Origin of the sequence: Blastococcus sp. TBT05-19 (assembly GCF_003319095.1) — a bacterium.
Taxonomy (GTDB): Bacteria; Actinomycetota; Actinomycetes; order Mycobacteriales; family Geodermatophilaceae; genus Blastococcus.
Window position 1 is genome coordinate 1163142 of the sequence record NZ_QOHI01000001.1, and the last position, 20726, is coordinate 1183867.

Sequence of the window (20726 nt, forward strand, 5' to 3'; positions counted from 1 at the left end):
ACCCGGTCGCCGTCGGTGCGCCTACGCTCCCTGGCGATGAGCGCCGACCCGCGCCGGCAGGTGCCGCGCACCGACACGCTGCTCGCCGATCCGCGCCTGGCGGCCGCCGGCGAGCGGCTCGGACGTGCGCTGGTGAAGGGCGCCGTCCAGCGCGTGCAGCAGCGGGTGCGGGCCGGCGAGGTGGCCCCGGACGCCGCGGTCGACGCCGTCGTCGCCGAGCTGCCGGGCACCGCGTCGAGCCTGCGCCCGGTGCTCAACGCGACCGGCGTCGTCGTGCACACCAACCTCGGTCGGGCGCCGCTCTCCGACGCGGCCGCCGAGGCGATCGCGGCCGCCACCGGCACCACCGACGTCGAGCTCGACCTGCGCACCGGACGGCGCGGACCGCGCGGCGAGGCGGCGATCGCCGCCCTGCTGGCGGCCGTCCCCGCCGCGGAGGCCGCGATCGTGGTCAACAACTGCGCCGCCGCGCTGGCCCTGGTCGCCACCGCGCTCGGCGGCGAGCTGGTGATCGCCCGGGGCGAGCTGGTCGAGATCGGTGACGGCTTCCGCATCCCGGAGCTGCTGGAGAGCACCGGTGCCCGGCTGCGCGAGGTCGGCACCACCAACCGGGTCACGGGAGCGGACTACCGGGGCGCGCTCGGCCCGGACACCGGCGCGGTGCTCAAGGTGCACCCCTCGAACTTCGTCGTCCGGGGCTTCACCCGGGCGGTCGAGGTGGACGAGCTGGCGGCGGTGCTGGCGGGCACCGGGGTGCCGCTCGTCGCCGACGTCGGCTCCGGCCTGCTCCGCCCGCACCCCGTGCTGCCAGACGAGCCCGACCTGCAGACGACGCTCGCCGCCGGTGCCGACCTCGTCCTGGCCAGCGGCGACAAGCTGCTCGGCGGGCCCCAGGCCGGGCTGGTGCTGGGCCGTGCCGAGCTGGTGCAGCGGCTGCGCCGGCACCCGCTGTACCGGGCCCTGCGGGTCGACAAGACCACGCTCGCCGCGCTGGAGGCCACGCTCCGGGGACCGGTGCCGCCGGTCCAGCAGATGCTCGCCGCCGACGTCGAGGGACTGCGGGCGCGCGCCCGGGCGCTCGCCGCCCGGCTGAGCGGCGCCGGGATCGACGCCGTCGCGGTCGACGCCGAGTCGCGCGTCGGCGGGGGAGGGGCGCCCGAGCACCCGCTGCCCGGCGCCGCCGTCTCGCTGCCCCGGGAGTTCGCCGAGCCGCTGCGCCTCGGCGCCCGGCCGGTCGTGGGCTACGTGGAGGACGACCGCACCCTGCTCAACCTGCGCAGCGTCCTGCCCACCGCCGACGACGCCCTGGCCGACGCGGTCCTGGAGGTGGCGGGCACGTGGACGTGATCGCGACGGCCGGGCACGTCGACCACGGCAAGTCCGCGCTCGTCCGCGCGCTCACCGGCATGGAGCCCGACCGCTGGGCCGAGGAGCGCCGCCGCGGGCTGACGATCGACCTCGGCTTCGCCTGGACGACGCTGCCCTCGGGCCGCCGGCTCGCGGTCGTCGACGTGCCGGGGCACGAGCGGTTCGTCGGCAACATGCTCGCCGGTGTCGGCTCGGTCCCCGCCGCCCTGGTCGTGGTCGCGGCCGACGACGGCTGGTCGGCCCAGACCGCCGAGCACGTCGCCGTCCTGGACGCCCTCGGGGTGCGGCACGCGCTCCTCGCCGTCACCAAGTCCGACCTGGCCGACCCGGCACCCGTCCTGGCCGACGTCCGGGAGCGGCTGGCCGCCACGTCCATGGGCGAGGTCCCCGGTGTCGCCGTCAGCTCGGTGACCGGGGCCGGTGTGCCGGAGCTGACCGCCGCCCTCGAGCGGCTGCTGGCGGAGCTGCCCGCTCCCGATGCCGCCGCACCGGTGCGGTTGTGGATCGACCGGGCCTTCACCATCACCGGTGCCGGCACCGTCGTCACCGGGACGCTCGCAGCCGGCACCGTCGCCGCCGGCGACCGGTTCGTGCTCGGTGACCGCGAGGTGGGCGTGCGGGGTGTGCAGTCGCTCGGGGAGCCGGTCGACCGGGCCCCGGCCACGGCCCGCGTCGCCGTCAACCTGCGCGGCGTCGCGGTCGAGGACCTGTCCCGGGGCGACGCGCTGCTCACCCCTGGCGCCTACCGGCTGACCGACGTCGTCGACGTGACCCTGGACGCGGCACCCGAGGACCAGCTCCCGGCCGAGCCCGTGGTGCACGTCGGGTCGGCCACCGTCGGCGCCCGGCTCCGGCCGCTGGACGGCGCCGCGCTCCGGCTGCGGCTGACCCGGCCGCTGCCGCTGCGGATCGGTGACCGGCTGCTGCTGCGCGACCCCGGCGCCCGCCGGGTGCTCGGCGCCGACGTCCGCGACGTCGACCCGCCGGAGCTCCGCCGTCGGGGTGCGGCCCGGCAGCGGGGCGCCGACCTGGTCGCCCAGCCCGGCGGCGACGCCGGAGCGGCCGCGGACCTGGCGCGCCGCCGGATCGTGCGCGCCGCCGACTTCGCCGCGATGGGGTGGCCGGTGCCCGTCGGCGCGACCCAGCAGGGGACGTGGCTGCTGGCGCCCGGTCTGGCCGACGAGCTGGGCGCGCGGGTGCCCGACGTCGTCGCGCGGTACCGCCGGCTCCGTCCGCTCGAGCCCGGGCCGCCGGCCGAGGTGGTGCGCCGGGCGCTCGACCTGCCGGACGCCGACCTGGTGGCGGGTCTCGTGCGCGAGCCGCTGCTGCTGCGCGAGGGCCGGGTCGTCGACGGCTCGGCCGACCTGCCGCCGGCGGTGCAGAAGGCCGTCGACGAGATCCGCGCGCGCCTGGTGCTCGACCCGTTCGCCGCCCCGGAGGCGCCGGACCTGGTCGCCGCCGGGCTCGGCGTGCGCGAGCTGGCCGCGGCGGTGCGGAGCGGTCAGCTGGTGAAGGTCGGTGAGGGCGTCTTCCTGACGCCGGAGGTCGAGGGCGTCGCCCGCAACCGGCTGGCCACGATCGCGCAGCCGTTCACGCTCAGCCAGGCCCGTCAGGCGTGGGGCACCAGCCGCCGGGTCGCCGTCCCGCTGATGGAGTGGCTGGACGCGCGCGGGGTCACCGAGCGGCTGCCGGACAACTCCCGCCGCCTCCGCTAGTCGGCCGCCGGCACCCAGCGGGCGGGGCGCTTCTCGCGGAACGCGGCGATGCCCTCCTGGCCCTCCTCGCCGGCGAAGAACCGGGCCGAGAGGTCGAGCAGGTCGTCGAAGGCGAGTGCACCCTGCCGGGCACGCAGCAGGCGCTTGGTCTCCGCCAGGGCCGTGGGCGCCCCGGCGGTCAGGTGCGCGAGCTGGGCGGACAGCTCCGCGTCGACGTCGGCGTCCGGGACGACGAGGTCGACCAGCCCGCCCGCCGCGGCGGTGGCGGCGTCGAAGACCTGACCGCCGAGCATCAGCCGGTGCGCTACGTGCGGCGCCATGCGCGGCAGCACGACGGCGGAGATGACCGCGGGCACGAGACCGAGCCGCACCTCCGAGAACGCGAAGGTCGAGGACTCGGCCGCGACCACGACGTCGCAGGCGGCGAGCAGCCCGACGCCCCCGGCGCGGGCCGGCCCGCGCACGACCGCGACCACCGGCTTCGGCGAGGACCAGATCAGCTCGAGCAGCTCGGGGAACTCGCGCACGCCCTGGTCCTCGCTGGCCCCGCCGGCGGCCTCGGAGAGGTCCATCCCCGAGCAGAAGACCCGGCCGGTGTGGTCGAGCACGATGGCGCGCACCGCGTCGTCGGCCAGGGCCTGCTGCACGGCGGCCCGCAGCTGCCCGCGCATCGCGCGGGAGAGCGCGTTGCGGTTGGCGGGGGAGTCGAGCACGAGCGTCGCGACGCCGCGCGACACGGACACCTGCAGCACCTGGTCGGAGGTCACGCCGGGCATCCTGCCGGTCCGGGGCGACGGCGCGGCACACTGGGAGCAGATGAACACCGTCCTGCCGCTGCTGAACGACGCGGGTTTGCCACCCGGCTCACCCGGACCCGACCGGCTCCCCGACAGCGCCCGCGAGGGCCTGGCCAGCACACCGTTCGGGCTCTACGTGCACGTGCCGTTCTGCGCGACCCGGTGCGGCTACTGCGACTTCAACACCTACACCTCCGAGGAGCTCGGCCCCGGCGCCAACCGCAGCGAGTACGCGGGCACCGCGATCGCCGAGCTGGAGCGGGCCGCCCGCACGCTGGGGCCTGACCTGCCGACCGTCTCCACGGTCTTCGTCGGCGGGGGCACGCCCACGCTGCTCCCGGCCGACGACCTGGCGGCCGTGCTGGGCGCGATCCGCGAGCTCTTCCCGGTGGCCGACGACGTCGAGGTGACCACGGAGGCCAACCCCGAGACGGTGTCCCCGGCGTCGCTGGCCCGGCTGCGCGAGGCCGGCTACACCCGGCTCAGCCTCGGCATGCAGTCCGCGGCGCCGCACGTGCTGGCCGCACTCGACCGCCGGCACACGCCCGGCCGCGCGGTCGAGGCCGCGCACGAGGCCCGCGCGGCGGGCTTCGAGCACGTGAACCTGGACCTGATCTACGGCACGCCGGGGGAGAGCGACGCCGACTGGGCGACCTCGCTGGACGCCGTCCTCGCCTCGCCGGTCGACCACGTCAGCGCCTACGCGCTGATCGTCGAGGAGGGCACGAAGCTGGCCCGCCGGATCCGGCGCGGCGAGCTCCCCATGCCCGACGACGACGTCCTCGCCGACCGCTACGAGCAGGCCGACGCCACGCTCCGGACGGCGGGCTTCGAGTGGTACGAGGTGTCCAACTGGGCCACCTCCGACGCCGCCCGGTGCCGGCACAACGAGCTGTACTGGGCCAACGCCAACTGGTGGGGCGTCGGCCCCGGTGCGCACAGCCACGTCGGCGGCCTGCGCTGGTGGAACGTCAAGCACCCGGCCGCCTACGCCGACCGGCTGGCCCGCGGTGAGAGCCCGGCCCAGGACAGCGAGCTGCTCGACGACGCCGACCGCGCGCTGGAGGCCGTGATGCTCGGCCTGCGGCTGCGCGACGGGCTGCCGCTGACCGCCCTCACCGACGTCGGCCGGGCGCGGGCGCGCGCAGCCGTCGCCGACGGTCTCCTGGACCCGGCGGCCCACGCCGACGGCCTCGCCGTCCTCACCAACCGCGGCCGCCTGCTGGCCGACGCGGTGGTGCGCGACCTCACGGACTGAAGGACGGCCCCGTCCCGGCACGGCACCAGCGGTTCACCCGAAAGGGCGGGTTCGTGACGGACGTCATGGGCTAAGGTCCTGCGTTCCGGCAACGGCGCCGGGAGGACCGAGGGGGTGTCGGCGATGGATGAGCACGCGTTCCACCGAACGGCGTCGAACCGCGGTCTCCGCCCCGCCGCCGCACCCGCCCTCTCCGGCGGCATGCTGGTCGCCCTGGCGATGAACCGGAGAGCCCGAGGTCTGCGAGGACTCGACGTCCTCCGTCGCAGCCAGGACCGGGCCCCGCCGCGCACCTCCTGACTCCTCCCCGGAGTCATCAGCGCCCCTCCTGACGCGACACCGACCGGTGACCGCGTCCTCCCGCGTTGCTCGAAGGAGATCCGCATGTCCGCCAAGCTCGACACCATGACCCCCGCCTCGGCGGACCGGTTCCGCACCCAGCTGCAGGCCCACCGCGCCGAGTGCGTGCAGCACCGCGAGGAGGCCCTCGCCGAGTGCGCCACCTCGGTGCCCGACCCGGTCGCGCAGCGCCGCAGCGCCGACCTCCAGCGCACCATCGAGGAGATCGACGCGGCGCTGTCCCGCATCGACGGCGGCACCTACGGCCGCTGCACCGGGTGCGGCGCCTCGATCCCCGAGGAGCGGCTCGAGCTGCGCCCGTTCGCCCGCACCTGCGTCGCCTGCACCGCCGCCGCCTGAGCCCTCCGGCCGGTGCTCCCGGTCCGCGCGGCGCTCAGCCGTTGCGCGGGCCGGGGACCGGCGGCTGCGCCGGGATGGACGCCGTGTCCGGCCCCAGGTGCGCCTCGACCGGGCCGGCCGAGTCCAGGTCGAGCACCCGCACGTGGATCACGTTCCGCTGCTGCAGGGCCGCCCGCAGCGCCCGGTGCAGCCCGTCCTCCAGGTACAGCTCACCGTGCCACTGCACCGCGTGCGGGAACAGGTCGCCGTAGAACGTCGAGTCGTCGGCCAGCAGCGCGTCGAGGGCCAGCTCGCGCTTCGTCGTCGTCAGCGTGTCCATGCGCACCTGACGCGGCGGGATCATCGCCCAGTCGCGGGGCTGGAGGCCGTGGTCGGGATAGGGGCGGCCGTCGCGGACACCTTTGAAGATCAGGGGGACCGACCTCCGCTCTCAGCCCCCGGCGGGGCGCCCGACGGGCCCACCCTAACCGCCGGGCCACGTGCTCTGCCGCCCGTACCGCTGCGTGGGTGGCCCCCTGCGGAGCCTCGCTCCGAGCGTGCGAGCAGGGAGGAGGAGGGGGTCCTTCGAGTATGCTGGCTTGGCACTCTGTCCGTGCGAGTGCCAGCCCCGAGAGGGCCCGCCGCACGGCACGTCGACCGGTACGGGGAGGTGTCACCGTGGCGCACGACGAACGCCGCCTGGAGGTGCTCCGGGCCATCGTCCAGGACTTCGTGTCGACCAACGACCCGGTGGGCAGCAAGGCCCTCGCCGAGCGGCACGACCTCGGCGTCTCCCCTGCGACCATCCGCAACGACATGGCGGTGCTGGAAGAGCAGGGCTACATCACCCAGCCGCACACCAGCGCCGGCCGGGTGCCCACCGACAAGGGCTACCGCCTGTTCGTCGACCGGCTCTCCGCGGTCAAGCCGCTCTCGTCGGCCGAGCGCCGCGCGATCGAGCGCTTCCTCGACGGCGCCGTCGACCTGCACGACGTGCTCGGCCGGACCGTGCGCCTGCTGGCCCAGCTGACCCGCCAGGTCGCGGTCGTCCAGTACCCGACGCTCTCGCGCAGCGCCGTCCGGCACCTGGAGGTCGTCCAGGTCGCCGCCTCGCGGCTGCTCGTCGTGCTCATCACCGACACCGGGCGGGTCGAGCAGCGGGTGGTCGACTCGCCGGTCGAGGTCGACGCCGGAGCGGTCGCCGACCTGCGCGCCCTGCTCAACCAGGCCTTCGCGGGGGTCAAGCTCGCCGAGGCCGGCGACAAGGTCCCCGACCTGCTCGACACCGCTCCCGCGCACCTGCGCGGTCTGGTCGCGACCGTCAGCACCACGCTGGTGGAGACCCTCGTCGAGCCGAGCGAGGACCGGCTGGTCATCGGCGGGACGGCGAACCTCGCCCGCGGCAGCGCGCTGGACTTCCCCGGCACGATGCGCCCGATCCTCGAGGCGCTCGAGGAGCAGGTCGTCGTCCTCCGGTTGATGAGCGAGGTCGACGCGAGCACCGTGCTGGTGCGGATCGGCGAGGAGAACGCCCACGAGGCGCTGTCGGGGGCCTCGCTGGTCACCGTGGGCTACGGCTCGGCGGACCGGTCGCTCGGCGGCCTGGGCGTCGTCGGGCCGACCCGCATGGACTACCCAGGGAACATGGCCGCGGTCCGAGCCGTGGCCCGCTACGTCGGCCATCTGCTGGCCGAGAGCTGAGGACGAGACAACACCCATGGCAACCGACTACTACGGCGTGCTGGGCCTTGCCCAGGGGGCGACGGACAGCGAGATCAAGAAGGCCTACCGCCGTCTGGCGCGCGACCTGCACCCCGACGTCAACCCCGACGCCGAGGCCAAGGAGCGCTTCCAGGAGGTCACCCGGGCCTACGAGGCGCTGACCGATCCGGAGAAGCGCCGCATCGTCGACCTCGGCGGCGACCCCTTCGACCCGGGGGCCGGCGGGGGCGCCGGGTTCGGCGGAGCCGGCTTCGGCGGCCTCGGCGACATCATGGACGCCTTCTTCGGCGGCGCCGCCGCCCGCGGGCCGCGCAGCCGCACCCGCGCGGGCCGAGACGCGCTCATCCCGGTCGAGCTCGAGCTCGACGAGACCGTGTTCGGCACCACCAAGGAGCTGACGGTCGACACCGCCGTCCTCTGCGACGCCTGCTCCGGGGCCGGGACGGCGCCGGGCACGCACCCGGCCACCTGCGTCACCTGCTCCGGTCGCGGCGAGGTGCAGAGCGTGCAGCGCGGGTTCCTCGGCCAGGTCGTCTCCAGCCGGCCCTGCCCGACCTGCTCCGGCACGGGCCAGGTCATCCCGGAGCCGTGCCCGAAGTGCGCCGGCGACGGTCGCGTCCGGGCCCGCCGCACGATCTCGGTGAAGGTGCCCGCCGGCGTCGAGGACGGCATGCGGATCCGGCTCACCGGCCACGGCGAGGTCGGCCCGGGCGGCGGGCCCGCCGGTGACCTGTACGTCGAGGTGCGGGAGGTCCCGCACCCGGTGTTCACCCGCGAGGGCGAGGACCTGCACTGCCGGGTCACCCTGCCGATGACCTCGGCCGCGCTCGGCACGACCCTGAGCCTCAAGACCCTCGACGGCGAGGAGGACCTGGACATCCGTCCGGGCACCCAGTCCGGCAGCGTCCTGACCCTGCGGGCGCACGGCGCCCCGCGGCTGCGCGCCACCGGCCGCGGCAACCTCGTGGTGCACGTCGAGGTGCAGACCCCGACCCGCCTCGACGGCGAGCAGGAGAAGCTGCTGCGCGAGCTGGCGGCGCTGCGCGGGGAGGACCAGCCCGAGTCGCACCGGGAGGCGCAGGGCGGCCTGTTCTCCCGCGTCCGCGACGCGTTCAAGGAGCGCTGACCGGTGAGCACCGAGGCCCCGGAGCTGGACGGCTCGCCGCTGTTCCTGGTCGACGAGCTGCCCGACGTCCCGGAGCTGCTGGTCGACGGCCAGGAGGGCCGGCACGCCGTCGACGTGCTGCGGCTGCAGAGCGGTGAGCGGGTGCACGTCGGCGACGGCGAGGGGACCCTCGCCGAGGGCGAGGTCGTCTCCGCCGGGCCGGAGGGCCTGCGGGTCGTGGTGCGGAACCGGTTCGAGGTCCCCGCGCCGACGCCGGAGTTCGTGCTCGTCCAGGCGCTGCCCAAGGGCGACCGCGGACCGCTGGCCGTCGACCTCGCCACCGAGCTCGGCGTGGACCGGATCGTGCCCTGGCAGGCCTCCCGCTGCGTGACCCGCTGGCGCGAGGACCGGGTGGACAAGGGTGTGGCCAAGTGGCGCGCCGCGGCCCGGGCGGCGAGCAAGCAGTCCCGACGTCCGTGGCTGCCGGAGGTCACCGAGCCGATGAGCACCCGCGAGGTCGCCGGGATGCTGGCCGACGTCGAGCTCGCCGTCGTGCTGCACGAGCAGGCCCGGCGTCCGCTGGCCGAGCTGACCGTCCCGACGTCGGGCACCGTGGTGATCGTGGTCGGGCCCGAGGGCGGGCTCACCGACGGCGAGGTCGTCGCCTTCCGTGCGGCCGGCGCGCACCCGGTGCGGCTGGGCCCCGAGGTGCTGCGCACCTCCACCGCCGGCGCCGCCGCGCTCGCCGCCCTGAGCTTCGGCACCCGCTGGAGGTAGCGGTCGCGCTCTCACGTCAGAGGGTCGCTATCCACGATGGGATAGCGACCCTCTGACGTATCAGGGCGCGTTCAGCAGCAGCGGCTCATCGGGTTGGCCTCGGCCGCGTCGGCGCGCTCCCGCTCGAACTGCCGCCGGCTCATGGGCTCGTGCCCGTGCTCCGCGCAGTGCGCCAGGTAGTCGTCCCAGCGGGCCTCGCCGGTGAACTCCTTGAGGTACCAGCGCAGCCCCTCCCAGGCCCGGGTCAGCGTGGCGGTCACTTCTCCTCCGCCTCGCTGCGGCCGGCGCCCGCTCCGACGAGGCGGTCGCGGTCGGCCATGGCCCGCTTCTCCTCGGCGGTCGCGAAGAGTCCGGCCGGCTCGACGAGCTTCGACTCCACCGCCGGCTCCTCCGTGGTCGGCAGACCCCCGGCCTTGATCGCCCGGGCGATCACGAGCGCGGCGTGCACGGCCACCACCAGCGTCAGCAGCGCGAAGACCGACTGCAGGATGCCGTTGAGCGTGGAGTTGAAGATGACCTGGTCCATCTGGTCCTGGTTCTGCGCCGGGGCCAGCACCTCACCGGCGGCCCGGGCGTCGGAGTACACGCCCGCCTGGGTGAAGTAGCCGACCCGCGGGTCGGCGGAGAAGATCTTCTGCCAGCTCGCGGTCATGGTGATGACGAGGTCCCAGGCCAGCGGGATCCCGGTCACCCAGGCGTAGCGCAGCTTGCCGTGCTTGACCAGCAGCACCGTGCACAGCGTCAGCGCGATGGCCGCCAGCAGCTGGTTGGCGATGCCGAACAGCGGGAAGAGCTGGTTGACGCCGCCCAGCGGGTCGGTGACGCCGATGTACAGGACCGTGCCCCAGAGGCCGACGACGACGGCGCTGGCGATGATGTTGCCCGGCCGCCACGACAGGTCGCCGAACTTCTTCCAGACGTTGCCGATCGTGTCCTGCAGCATGAACCGGCCCACGCGGGTGCCGGCGTCGACGGCGGTGAGGATGAACAGCGCCTCGAACATGATCGCGAAGTGGTACCAGAACGCCTGGCCTCCGCCGCCGAACGCCTGGCTGAAGATCTGGGCCAGGCCGACGGCCAGCGCGGGGGCGCCACCGGTGCGGGAGACCAGCGAGTCCTCCTGGACGGCGGCCGACGCCGCGGCGATCGACTGCGCGGTGGTGTCGAACCCGAGGCCCTGGACGAACGCGGCGGCGGACTCCGCCGTGCCGCCGGTGGCGCCGGCCGGGCTGTTCATCGCGAAGTACAGGCCCTGGTCGATGACCACCGCGGCGATCAGCGCGCTGATGGCCACGAACGACTCCATGAGCATGCCGCCGTAGCCGATCAGCCGGACCTGGCCCTCCTTGGCGACCATCTTCGGCGTGGTGCCGGAGGAGATCAGCGCGTGGAAGCCCGAGAGCGCGCCGCAGGCGATCGTGATGAACACGAACGGGAAGAGGCTGCCGGCGAACACCGGCCCGGTGCCCTCGCGGGCGAAGTCGCTGACGGCGTCGGCCTGGATGACCGGCCGGGCGACGATCAGGCTGATCGCCAGGAGGACGATGACGCCGATCTTCATGAAGGTCGACAGGTAGTCGCGCGGGGTCAGGAGCATCCAGACCGGCAGCACCGAGGCGACGAACCCGTAGACGACCAGCGCGAGGACCAGCCACTCCTTGGACAGCGTCAGGGTCTCGCCCAGGGCGGTGTCCTGGATCCAGCCGCCACCGACGATGGCCAGCAGCAGCAGGGCGACGCCGATGCCGGTGGCCTCGAGCACCCTGCCCGGCCGCAGCACCCGCAGGTAGAAGCCCATGAAGAGGGCGATCGGGATGGTCAGCGCGATCGAGAAGACGCCCCACGGCGACTCGGCCAGCGCGTTGACCACGATCAGCGCGAGCACCGCCAGGATGATGATCATGATGGCGAAGACGGCGATCAGCGCCGCGATGCCGCCGACCAGGCCGATCTCCTCGCGGATCATCTGGCCGAGGCTCTTCCCGTTGCGGCGCATCGAGAAGAACATGACGACCAGGTCCTGCACCGCCCCGGCGAAGATGACGCCGACGACGATCCAGATCGTGCCGGGCAGGTAGCCCATCTGCGCCGCGAGCACCGGACCGACCAGCGGGCCCGCGCCGGCGATGGCGGCGAAGTGGTGGCCGAAGAGCACCCGGCGGTCGGTGACGTCGAAGTCGACGCCGTTCTCCAGCCGCTCGGCCGGGGTGGCCCGGCGGGAGTCGGCGCGGAGCACCCGGTAGGTGATGAAGCGCGAGTAGAAGCGGTAGGCGATCGCGTACGAGGACAGCGCCGCGAACAGCAGCCAGAGCGCGGAGATCGTCTCGCCCCGGGCGATGGCCAGCACGCCCCAGCAGACCGCGCCGACCAGCGCGACCGCGGTCCAGATCAGCACGCTCTTCATCGACAACCGGCTGCCGCCGGAGCCCGCGGAGGACGCGCCCCCGCCGTCGTCGGTCCTGGTCATCGTCCCGGCCATGTGCGCCTCCACCCCCGGCGGCGACACCGACGTCACCGCGCGGCAGCAGCATAGGAGCCGGATCCGTTCCGACGCGAAGAAACGGCGCGACGCGTCCCGGGTTCAGCGGAGCGCGGCGCGGGCCCGCTCGCTGAGCAGGTCGACGGCGAGACCGAGCAGCACGATCGCGGCCAGCACGGTGGCGACCGCCGGCCAGTCGAACGACGCCGTCGACGCCGAGAGGAGCACCCCGATGCCGCCGGCGCCCAGCAGCCCGACCAGCACGGTGTCGCGGATCGCGACCTCCCAGCGGTAGCAGGCCAGCGCCACCACCGGCCCGGCCAGCGACGGCACCGTGCCGTACAGCCAGGCCGCGGCGGGTGGGGCACCGGCCGCCCGCAGGGCCTCGCGCGGGCGCTGGTCGGACTCCTCGACCGCCTCGCCGACCAGCCGGCCCAGCACGCCGAGCGTGTAGACGCCCAGCGCCAGCGCGCCGGGGAGGACCCCCGGCAGGAGCACGAACAGCAGCACCAGCGCCCACACCGGCGGGGGCACGGCCCGCAGCAGGAGGAGCGCGGTGCGCACCGCTCCACCCGCGATCCGGCGGACCGGTCCGGCCGAGCGCGGGCGCGCGACGAGTCCGGCCAGGGCCACCGCCCCGAACGCGGCGAAGGCGATCGCCAGCACCGACATGAGCACCGTGTCGACGGCGGCGGCCAGCACGGCGGCCAGCAGGTCGCGGTCGGTGGCCGGCGGCCAGGCGGCGGAGAGGACGTGGCCCAGCTGCTCGCGGGCCCGGGCGGAGACCAGGGTGGCGGGGGAGAGGGCCAGGAACCAGACCGCCCAGCCGGCGAGCACGAGGACGGCCCAGACCGCGCCGGCGAGGACGGGATCCCGCCCCGCCCCGGCCCGGGGGTCGGCCGCCCGCCGCCGGACCGCCCGACCGGCGGCCTCCGCGGCCAGGCACAGGACGGCGAGGGCGTACACCGTCGTCCACACCTGCTCCCAGCGCAGCGAGGTGAACGACAGCGACAGCTGGTAGCCCAGCCCGCCGGCGCCGATCAGCCCGAGCACGACGGCGGAGCGCACGGCGCACTCCAGCCGGTAGAAGGCGTAGGAGAGCAGGCTCCCGGTCGCCTGCGGCAGCAGCCCGTACAGCGTGGCGGTGCCGCGACCGGCGCCGGCGGCGAGCAGCGCGTCGAAGCCGCCGCGGGGCACCTCGTCGAGGATCCCGGCGAAGACGGTCGCGGTCACCGCGCCGTAGGGGAGGGCGATGGCGAGCACGCCGACCCACGGGTCGAGGCCGAGGACGTTGAGCAGCAGCAGCCCCCACACCGCCTCGTGCAGGCCGCGCGGCACGGCGAGCACCCCGCGGACGACGAGCCGGCCCGCCCGGCGTCGTCCCCAGGTGGTGCGGGCGACCGCGAGCGCACCCGCGGCGCCGAGCAGCACGGCCAAGCCGCCGCCGAGCACCGCGTAGGCGACGGTGACCAGCACCGACTCCCCGACGACGGCGAGGAACTCCGGCGCCAGCTCCGGGCGGAGCGCGGCCGAGGCGAAGCGGCCGAACTGCGCCACCCCGCCGGGGTTGAGCACCGCGCCGGAGAACAGCCCGCTCGCGGCCAGCGCCCAGCCGACCAGCGCGAGCGCCCCGAGCGCCCAGGCCCAGCGGCGGCGGTCCCGGACCAGCGGCGGCGCCACCGGCACCGGACGGTCGAGGAGGGTGGTCACCGGGTGACCCCGTAGAAGCCCTCGAGGGAGGTCACGGTCAGCGACGCCGCCGGGGCGTCCATGACCACCCGGCCGTGCTCCAGCCCGACGACCCGGTCGCAGTGCCGCAGCGCCAGGGCCGGGTCGTGCAGCGCGGCGACCAGCGCGCCGCCCTGCTCGGCAGCGAGGGCGCCGAGCAGGGTCAGGACGACGTCGGCCAGCGCCGGGTCCAGCGCCGACGCCGGCTCGTCGGCCAGCACCAGCTCCGGCCGCTGCAGGAGCAGGCGGGCGACCGCCACCCGCTGCCGCTGCCCTCCGGAGAGCCGGTCGGTGCGCTCGTGCAGGCGGTCGGCCAGGCCCACGCGATCCAGGGCCGCCAGGACCTCCGCCGCCCCCTGCGGCCGCAGCAGCGACCAGGCCGCGCGCGCGGCCGACCACGACCCGAGCCGGCCGGCGTTGACGTTGTGCACCACCCGCAGCGGCCCCGGGAGGTCCAGCTGCTGGCGCACGGTGCCGGTGCGCGCCCGGAGCCGGCGCAGCTCCCGGCCGCGCAGCGTCGTCGGGTCGGAGCCGTGCACCTCGACGGTGCCGGCCGTGGGCGCCACGGTGCCGTCGAGGACGCCGAGCAGCGTGGACTTCCCCGCGCCCGACGCACCGACGACGGCGACGCGTTCGCCCGCGGTCACCGCGAGGTCCACCCCGGCGAGGGCGGTGGTGCCGGGGTAGCGGACCTCGACGCCGGTGAGCCGCGCGATCGCGGTCAGCGGATCAGCCCGAGGTCGCGGCCGATCTGCTCGATCTGCGCGTAGTTAGCCGCCTCCGTCGGGATGAACGACTGCGCGCCGAACAGCTCCAGCACCTCGGCGTCGTCCTCGGGGGAGAGGCCGGTGAACCAGTCGGTCAGCCGCCGCGGCAGGTCCTCGCCGAGCCGCTCGACCGCCCGCGGGCCGAGCAGCCAGTGGTAGTCGTGGTAGGCCGGGGTGCGGGTGTAGGCGACCACCGCCGGGTCGACGTCGCCGGCCTCGCTGCGCGCGCTCCACACCTGCTCGTTGAGCACGCCGGCCTCGTAGGTGCCCGACGCCACGAGGGCGAGGGTGGCGTCGTGCGAGCCGGAGAACCCCGGGCCGCCCGGGAAGCCCTGCGGGTCGATCCCGGCCTCGCGCAGGAACCAGGCGGGCATCAGCCGGCCCGAGGTCGAGGTCTCGCTGCCGTAGGTGAACCGCAGGCCGGCGAGCGGGCCCAGGTCGTCGGAGGGGGCGAGGCCCGTGGCGGTGTTGACGACGAACACCGAGTGGAAGTCCTCGTCGATGTCCCGTTGGGCGATCGGCACGGCACCCGGGGTCTGCAGGCGGGCCTGCACGCCGGTGAGCCCGCCGAACCAGACGAGGTCGAGGTCGCCGGTGCGGAACAGGGAGACGGCGGCGGCGTAGTCGGTGACCGGGCGGTACTCGACCTCGAGGTCGAGGCCGGCGGCGAGGGACCCGGCGAGGGTGCCGTGCAGGCGCTGCAGGACCTCGGGGTCCTGGTCGGGGATGGCGCCGATGCGCAGCGGGGCGGCGCGGTCCTCGGCGGCGGAGCTGCCGCAGCCGGCGAGCGCGGCGGCGAGGGCGAGCCCGGTGCCGGCCAGCAGGGCGCGGCGGGAGAACGGCGGGGGGAGCGGGGACGTGCTCGGGGCGGGGCCACCCGACCGGGCGGCGCGGAGGGCGCTCACTACGTCCTCGTGGGGGGGAGGGGAACGGGCACGGCGGACCTCCGGTCGGGCGGGGACGGGCACCTCATCCTCTCCCGGCCGCGGGGAGCCGTCGCGCCGGTGGGCGGGGAGCCGCCGGCGTCGTCAGTCACGTTCTGGGCACGGTCGCCGACCCCTTCCCCGATCGGGCGGCCCGGCTGCCTACTGTGACGCCGGTAACCGGCCCGGCACGGCGGCCGGGGACCTCGCGCCCGGGTGGACCGGGACCGACGCGGGAGCCGACGACCACCCGGCCCGGCAGGGTCGTCGTGCACGAACAGGGGAGAACCATGCGCAGCACCACGCTCCACACCGTCGCCGCGGCCACCGCCGCGGTCTTCGTCCTCGCGTCCTGCTCGTCGGAGGGCGGCAGCGGCGGGTCCGAGGCCTCCGGCGAGCTCTCCGGCGAGGGCACCGGCGACTCCTGCTCCATCGAAGGCGAGGTGCCCCTGGGCGCCGTCCTGAGCCTCACCGGTGCCGCCGCCAGCTACGGCGAGTCGCAGCAGCGCGGGCTCGAGCTGGCCGCCAAGGAGCTGGCCGAGAAGGGCGGGATCACCTACGACCTCACGATCGAGGACGACCAGACCGACCCGAAGCAGGGCATCACGCTGTTCGACCAGTTCGTCAACGACGGCGCCAGCCTGATCATCGGCCCGACGCTGTCCAACGCGGCCGTGCAGTCCGACCCCATCGCCCAGGAGGCCGGCGTCCCGGTGCTGGGCATCTCCAACACCGCTGCCGGCATCACCGACATCGGTGACTACATCTTCCGCAACTCGCTGACCGAGCAGGCCGTCATCCCGCAGACGATCGCGAAGGCGACCGAGGAGTTCGGGCTCGAGAAGGTCGTCGTGATGTACAGCAACGACGACGCCTTCACCGAGTCCGGCTTCGAGGCCTTCGAGGCGGCCCTCGAGGACGAGGGGGTGGAGATCGCCGACACCCTGACCTTCTCCAAGGCCGACACCGACTTCCGCGCGCTGCTCACCGAGGCCCAGGGCCTCGAGCCCGACGCGCTGGTCGTCTCCGGGCTGATCGAGGCCGCCATCCCGCTGGTCACCCAGGCCCGCGAGCTCGGCATCGACGTCCCGATCATCGGCGGCAACGGGTTCAACAACCCGCGGCTGATGGCCGACGCCGGCGAGGCCGCCGAGGGCGTCGTCGTCGGCGCCGCGTGGAACTCCGCCTCCGACAACCCGGAGAACCAGGCGTTCCTCGAGGCCTACCAGGCCGAGTACGACGCCGCGCCCGACCAGTTCGCCGCCCAGGCCTACACCGGTCTGATGCTCATCGACGAGGCCATCCGCTCCGAGTGCGCCGCCGACCGGGAGAGCCTGAAGACGGCGCTGGGCGAGCTGGAGGACGTGCCGACCGTGCTCGGCGAGTTCTCCATCGACGAGAACCGCGACGCCGTCCACCCGGCCGTCGTGCAGGTCGTGCAGGACGGGAAGTTCGCCGTCCTGGAGTGATCGGTCCGGTGCCCCCCGGCCGCGCGGCCGGGGGGCACCCCGCCATCCCCATCCACGACGAGAACGGGACCGCTGTGCAGCAGCTCCTCAACGGCATCTTCATCGGGTCGATCTACGCGCTCTTCGCGATCGGCTTCACCCTGGTCTTCGGCATCCTCGACCGGCTGAACCTGGCCCACCCCTCGGTCTTCGCCGCCTCCGCCTTCGTCGGCATCGAGCTGGTCACGCGGGGCGGGATGTCCCTGTGGGCCGCGCTCCCCGTGGTCTTCGTGTTCGGCGCGATCCTCGGGCTGATCATCGAGCGGCTGGCGTTCCGGCCGCTGAAGAACCGCGCCGACGCCCACTTCGCCGGGCTGATCTCCTCGATCGCCCTCGCCGGGATGCTGATCGCGCTGCTGCAGTGGCGCTACGGGCCCGACACCCGCCGCTTCCCGGCGGGCACCTTCCCCGACACCCGCTACGAGGTGGCCGGCGCGCAGGTGACGCTGGTGCAGATCGTCATCCTCGCCATCTCGCTGACGCTGATGGTCGGCCTGACCTACATGGTCACGCGCACCCGGCTCGGCCGGGGCATGCGCGCGGTCGCCGAGAACCCCACGGCCGCCCGGGTGCTGGGCGTCAACGTCGACCGGGTCACCGCCACCGTCTTCGCCATCTCCTCGGCCCTCGGCGCGGTCGCCGGCGTGCTGTTCGCCATCAACGTCAACACCGCCCAGCTCGGCATGGGCATCGCCATCGAGCTCAAGGGCCTGGCCGTCATCATCGTCGGCGGCATGGGCTCGCTGCCCGGCGCGCTGATCGGCGGCCTGCTGCTGGGCCTGGCCGAGGTGTTCGCCGTGCAGCACATCGGCTCGTCGTGGCGCGACGTCATCGCCTTCGGCCTGCTGTTCATCATCCTGCTGCTGCGCCCGCAGGGTCTGCTGGGTGCGCGGAAGGTGCGGGAGGTCTGATGCTCGCCGAGTACGCCACCACGCTGACGTTCATCGCCCTCGGGGCGATCTTCGCCTACTCGTTCTACGCCGTCCTGATCGCCGGGCAGCTGAGCCTGGGCCAGGCCGGTTTCGCCTCGCTCGCCGCCTTCTCCGCCGCCGCCCTCGCGCCGAGCGCCGCCGACATCGGCGACGTCCCCGCGCTGCTGACCGCGATCGTCATCGGCATGGGGGTCGGCGCCGCCGCCTCGATCGTGCTCGGGCTGCCCACGATGCACCTGCGCGGCGTCTTCCTGGCCATCGCGACGCTCGGTTTCGCCGAGGCCGTCCGCGTCGTGCTGCTCAACTCGGAGTGGACCGGCGGCGCGCAGGGCCTGGGCGTGCCGCGCGTCCTCACCGTCGGCATGGCGTGGACCGCGCTGGCCGTCGTCGCCTACTGGTTCTGGCGGATGGGCGGCTCCCGGTACGGCCGCGCGCTCGAGGCGATCCGGGAGGACGAGCTCGCGGCCCGCGCCATGGGCATCGACGTCGGCCGGCACCGGCTCGCCGCCTTCATCACCTCGGGTGCGGTGGCCGGCCTCTACGGCGTGCTGTTCGCCTACTACGTGCGGCTCATCGCGCCCAGCGACTTCGACTTCGCCGCCGCCGTCGACGGCCTCGTCACCGCCGTGCTGGGCGGCTCGACGATGTTCGCCGGCCCGATCCTGGGCAGCGGCTTCCAGACGATGATCCCGGAGCTGCAGCGCGCCGCGGGCATCGAGGCGGGCTGGATCCGGCCGTTCCTCGCCGGCCTGCTGCTCCTGGTCGTCATCCTCTTCCTGCCCGGCGGCCTGACCAGCCTCATCCCGCGGCCGGTGCGCATGCCCGCGGCCGAGGACGACGCCGGCACGGGCCTGGCCGGGCGCCGGCACCCCGCGGCCGGGGACACCGTCGTGGCCCTCGCCGGGCTCGGCAAGGAGTACGGCGGGGTGCACGCCGTGCGCGGCGTCGACCTCGAGGTCCGCGCCGGGGAGGTCGTGGGCCTCATCGGCCCGAACGGCGCCGGCAAGACGACGCTGGTGAACATGATCAGCGGGCTGGTGCCGCCGAGCCAGGGCACCGCCACGGTGCTCGGGACGACGGTCGGCCGCACCCCGGTGCACCGGATCGCCGCGGCCGGGGTCAGCCGGACCTTCCAGCACTCCAAGCTCTTCGACCGGCTCTCGGCGCTGGACAACGTGCTGGTGGGCGCCCACCTGGTCAGCCGGCCGACGTTCCTGCGGCGGCTGCTGTGGCTGCCCTCCGCCCGCCGCGACGAGCGGGCCGCGCACCAGCAGGCGGCCCGCTGCCTGCGCCGGGTCGGCCTGGGCGACGTCGCCGCGACCCGCGCCTCGGCGCTGTCCTACGGCGACCAGCGGCGGCTGGAGATCGCCCGGGCGCTGGCCTCGGACCCCTCGCTGCTGATCCTCGACGAGCCGGCCGCCGGCATGAACCACGTCGAGGCCACCCGGCTGTCGGAGCTCATCACGTCGCTGGCCGCCGACGGCCTGACGATCCTGTTCATCGAGCACAACGTCGGGATGGTCCTGCGGACCTGCACCCGCGTCGTCGTCCTCAACTTCGGCGAGGTCATCGCCAGCGGTTCCCCCGAGCAGATCGCGGCCGACCCGCTGGTCATCGAGGCCTACCTGGGCGCCGCCGACGAGGACGCGGCCGCGGACCCCGGCGCGGGCTCGATCGCCGAGGGCACCGCCGTCGACCCGACCGCGGTCGGCCCGGACGCGGCGTCGCCGGACGCCGTGCTCAACGTGCGGCCCGGAGCCGCCGGCACCCTGGAACCACCGGACACCACCTCGAGGGATGCGACATGACCGAGCCGATCCTCAGCGTGGCCGACCTCCGGGTCGGCTACGGCCGGGTGGAGGCCGTGCGCGGCGTCTCCTTCGAGGCGGCGCCCGGATCCCTGGTCACGCTCGTCGGCGCCAACGGGGCCGGCAAGTCCTCGATCATCAACGCCGTGTCCGGGCTGGTCCGGCCGGCGGGTGGGCGGATCACCTTCGAGGGCCAGGACATCACCCGCACGCCTGCGCACAAGCTGGTCGGCCGCGGGCTGGTGCAGGTGCCCGAGGGCCGGCAGATCCTGGCCACGCTGACCATCGAGGAGAACCTCCAGATGGGTCAGTGGCACACCGGTCCGGGCACCCGGCGCTCGATGGACGACATGTACGACCGGTTCCCCGTCCTCGCCGAGCGGCGGGCGCTGCCGGCCGGGTCGCTGTCGGGCGGGGAGCAGCAGATGCTGGCCATCGCCCGCGCGCTGGTCGCCGCGCCCAAGGTGATGCTCATGGACGAGCCGTCGATGGGCCTGGCCCCGAAGATCGTGGACGAGGTGTTCCGCGTGATCGAGGAGATCCGGGCCTCGGGGACGACCGTGGTGCTGGTGGAGCAGAACGCCCGCCGCGCGCTGCGCGCCGCCGACCACGGTTACGTGCTGCAGAGCGGCGAGGTCGTGCACTCCGGCCCGGCTGCCGAGCTGCTCGCCGACGAGCGGATCGTCCAGGCCTACCTCGGCGTGTGAGCTGCTGGAACGGCCCCCGGGCAGGGTCCCGCCGCGAGCGCAGCGAGTGGTGGGGAGATCGGGGGTCCTTCTAGTGTGCGTGCCGTGAGCGACTGCCTGTTCTGCCGCATGGTCGCGGGGGAGATCCCCGCCGACGTCGTCCACCGCACCGACCGGGTGCTCGCCTTCCGCGACATCAACCCGCAGGCGCCGACGCACGTGCTGGTCATCCCGGCCGAGCACCACGCCACCGTGGGGGCGCTGGCCGAGGCCGACCCGGCGCTGCTCGGCGACGTCGTCGCGGCGGCGCACGCGGTGGCCCGGCAGGAGGGGCTGGTCAGCGGCGACGGCGCGGAGCCGGGGTACCGGCTGGTCGCCAACACCGGCCCGGACGCCGGTCAGACCGTGCACCACGTGCACCTGCACGTGCTGGGCGGTCGCGGGCTCGGCTGGCCGCCGGGGTGACCCGCTCCGA

18 protein-coding genes and 1 pseudogene are annotated in these 20726 nt (G+C 74.9%); 12 read left to right on the plus strand and 7 right to left on the minus strand.

Annotated elements, in window-relative coordinates; translation table 11 throughout:
- Positions 1-36 precede the first annotated feature (36 nt).
- Positions 37-1347 (plus strand): L-seryl-tRNA(Sec) selenium transferase, encoded by a 1311-nt coding sequence (selA, locus tag DQ244_RS05685; RefSeq protein WP_113810394.1) that lies wholly within the window; start codon positions 37-39, stop codon positions 1345-1347.
- On the plus strand, positions 1338-3083 hold the full coding sequence (gene selB, locus DQ244_RS05690) for a selenocysteine-specific translation elongation factor (RefSeq protein WP_113810395.1): 1746 nt from the start codon (positions 1338-1340) through the stop codon (positions 3081-3083). The genes selA and selB overlap by 10 nt, the downstream gene beginning before the upstream one ends.
- Here selB and DQ244_RS05695 read toward each other — a convergent pair.
- Positions 3080-3850, minus strand: a complete 771-nt coding sequence (locus DQ244_RS05695) for an enoyl-CoA hydratase-related protein (protein ID WP_113810396.1) — start codon at positions 3848-3850, stop codon at positions 3080-3082. The genes selB and DQ244_RS05695 overlap by 4 nt on opposite strands.
- Positions 3851-3899: 49 nt before the next feature.
- Here DQ244_RS05695 and hemW point away from each other — a divergent pair, with 49 nt between their 5' ends.
- Both hemW and DQ244_RS05705 read left to right on the plus strand, forming a co-directional pair.
- Entirely contained in the window at positions 3900-5138 is a 1239-nt protein-coding gene (gene hemW, locus DQ244_RS05700; RefSeq protein ID WP_199580207.1) for a radical SAM family heme chaperone HemW, read from the plus strand.
- Between the two features lie 384 nt (positions 5139-5522).
- Complete coding sequence (locus tag DQ244_RS05705; protein WP_113810397.1) at positions 5523-5837, plus strand: TraR/DksA C4-type zinc finger protein; 315 nt, start codon at positions 5523-5525, stop codon at positions 5835-5837.
- 121 nt (positions 5838-5958) lie between these two features.
- Here the strand turns inward: DQ244_RS05705 and DQ244_RS05710 are convergent.
- Positions 5959-6249, minus strand: a pseudogene (locus DQ244_RS05710) (type II toxin-antitoxin system VapB family antitoxin); the annotation flags it as partial.
- Positions 6250-6494: 245 nt separating this feature from the next.
- On the opposite strand from DQ244_RS05710, the gene hrcA reads away from it, so the two are divergent.
- From hrcA to DQ244_RS05725, 3 genes are read left to right on the plus strand one after another with little or no spacing between them, the layout of a single operon-like run.
- On the plus strand, positions 6495-7517 hold the full coding sequence (gene hrcA, locus DQ244_RS05715; protein ID WP_113810399.1) for a heat-inducible transcriptional repressor HrcA: 1023 nt from the start codon (positions 6495-6497) through the stop codon (positions 7515-7517).
- 16 nt (positions 7518-7533) lie between these two features.
- Positions 7534-8664 (plus strand): molecular chaperone DnaJ, encoded by a 1131-nt coding sequence (gene dnaJ, locus DQ244_RS05720; protein ID WP_113810400.1) that lies wholly within the window; start codon positions 7534-7536, stop codon positions 8662-8664.
- A 3-nt stretch (positions 8665-8667) separates the two neighbouring features.
- Entirely contained in the window at positions 8668-9420 is a 753-nt protein-coding gene (locus tag DQ244_RS05725; protein ID WP_113810401.1) for a 16S rRNA (uracil(1498)-N(3))-methyltransferase, read from the plus strand.
- Positions 9421-9491: 71 nt separating this feature from the next.
- On the opposite strand, the gene DQ244_RS05730 is transcribed toward DQ244_RS05725, so the two are convergent.
- The 5 genes from DQ244_RS05730 to DQ244_RS05750 form a co-directional block, all read right to left on the minus strand.
- Positions 9492-9680: a YbdD/YjiX family protein gene (locus DQ244_RS05730; protein ID WP_113810402.1), complete on the minus strand. Its 189-nt coding sequence runs from the start codon at positions 9678-9680 to the stop codon at positions 9492-9494.
- Positions 9677-11926, minus strand: coding sequence for a carbon starvation CstA family protein (locus DQ244_RS05735; protein WP_233491186.1), 2250 nt, complete (start codon positions 11924-11926; stop codon positions 9677-9679). The genes DQ244_RS05730 and DQ244_RS05735 overlap by 4 nt, the downstream gene beginning before the upstream one ends.
- Positions 11927-12001: 75 nt before the next feature.
- Positions 12002-13609: an ABC transporter permease gene (locus tag DQ244_RS05740; protein WP_113810404.1), complete on the minus strand. Its 1608-nt coding sequence runs from the start codon at positions 13607-13609 to the stop codon at positions 12002-12004.
- Positions 13606-14352: a phosphonate ABC transporter ATP-binding protein gene (locus tag DQ244_RS05745; protein WP_113810405.1), complete on the minus strand. Its 747-nt coding sequence runs from the start codon at positions 14350-14352 to the stop codon at positions 13606-13608. Before DQ244_RS05745 ends, DQ244_RS05740 begins: the two co-directional genes overlap by 4 nt.
- The gene (locus DQ244_RS05750) at positions 14349-15299 is read right to left on the minus strand and encodes a putative selenate ABC transporter substrate-binding protein (RefSeq protein ID WP_113810406.1); all 951 of its coding nucleotides are present in this window, start codon (positions 15297-15299) and stop codon (positions 14349-14351) included. Before DQ244_RS05750 ends, DQ244_RS05745 begins: the two co-directional genes overlap by 4 nt.
- Before the next feature lie 308 nt (positions 15300-15607).
- Here DQ244_RS05750 and DQ244_RS05755 point away from each other — a divergent pair, with 308 nt between their 5' ends.
- The 5 genes from DQ244_RS05755 (at position 15608) to DQ244_RS05775 (ending at position 20716) form a co-directional block, all read left to right on the plus strand.
- Positions 15608-16786, plus strand: coding sequence for an ABC transporter substrate-binding protein (locus DQ244_RS05755; RefSeq protein WP_113810407.1), 1179 nt, complete (start codon positions 15608-15610; stop codon positions 16784-16786).
- An 8-nt stretch (positions 16787-16794) separates the two neighbouring features.
- Positions 16795-17736, plus strand: a complete 942-nt coding sequence (locus tag DQ244_RS05760; protein WP_233491188.1) for a branched-chain amino acid ABC transporter permease — start codon at positions 16795-16797, stop codon at positions 17734-17736.
- A complete protein-coding gene (locus DQ244_RS05765) occupies positions 17736-19565 on the plus strand; it encodes an ATP-binding cassette domain-containing protein (protein ID WP_113810408.1) in 1830 nt (609 codons plus the stop codon). Before DQ244_RS05760 ends, DQ244_RS05765 begins: the two co-directional genes overlap by 1 nt.
- Positions 19562-20272, plus strand: coding sequence for an ABC transporter ATP-binding protein (locus DQ244_RS05770; protein WP_113810409.1), 711 nt, complete (start codon positions 19562-19564; stop codon positions 20270-20272). The genes DQ244_RS05765 and DQ244_RS05770 overlap by 4 nt, the downstream gene beginning before the upstream one ends.
- Before the next feature lie 84 nt (positions 20273-20356).
- On the plus strand, positions 20357-20716 hold the full coding sequence (locus DQ244_RS05775; protein WP_233491189.1) for a histidine triad nucleotide-binding protein: 360 nt from the start codon (positions 20357-20359) through the stop codon (positions 20714-20716).
- The last annotated feature ends 10 nt before the right edge of the window (positions 20717-20726 follow it).

Excerpts from the sequence above, each read along its gene's own strand:
- DQ244_RS05770 (WP_113810409.1), top strand. The coding sequence starts at position 19,562 with ATGACCGAGCCGATCCTCAGCGTGGCCGACCTCCGGGTCGGCTACGGC.
- hemW (WP_199580207.1), top strand. The coding sequence starts at position 3,900 with ATGAACACCGTCCTGCCGCTGCTGAACGACGCGGGTTTGCCACCCGGC.
- DQ244_RS05755 (WP_113810407.1), top strand. The coding sequence starts at position 15,608 with ATGCGCAGCACCACGCTCCACACCGTCGCCGCGGCCACCGCCGCGGTC.
- DQ244_RS05705 (WP_113810397.1), top strand. The coding sequence starts at position 5,523 with ATGTCCGCCAAGCTCGACACCATGACCCCCGCCTCGGCGGACCGGTTC.
- dnaJ (WP_113810400.1), top strand. The coding sequence starts at position 7,534 with ATGGCAACCGACTACTACGGCGTGCTGGGCCTTGCCCAGGGGGCGACG.
- DQ244_RS05765 (WP_113810408.1), top strand. The coding sequence starts at position 17,736 with ATGCTCGCCGAGTACGCCACCACGCTGACGTTCATCGCCCTCGGGGCG.
- selA (WP_113810394.1), top strand. The coding sequence starts at position 37 with ATGAGCGCCGACCCGCGCCGGCAGGTGCCGCGCACCGACACGCTGCTC.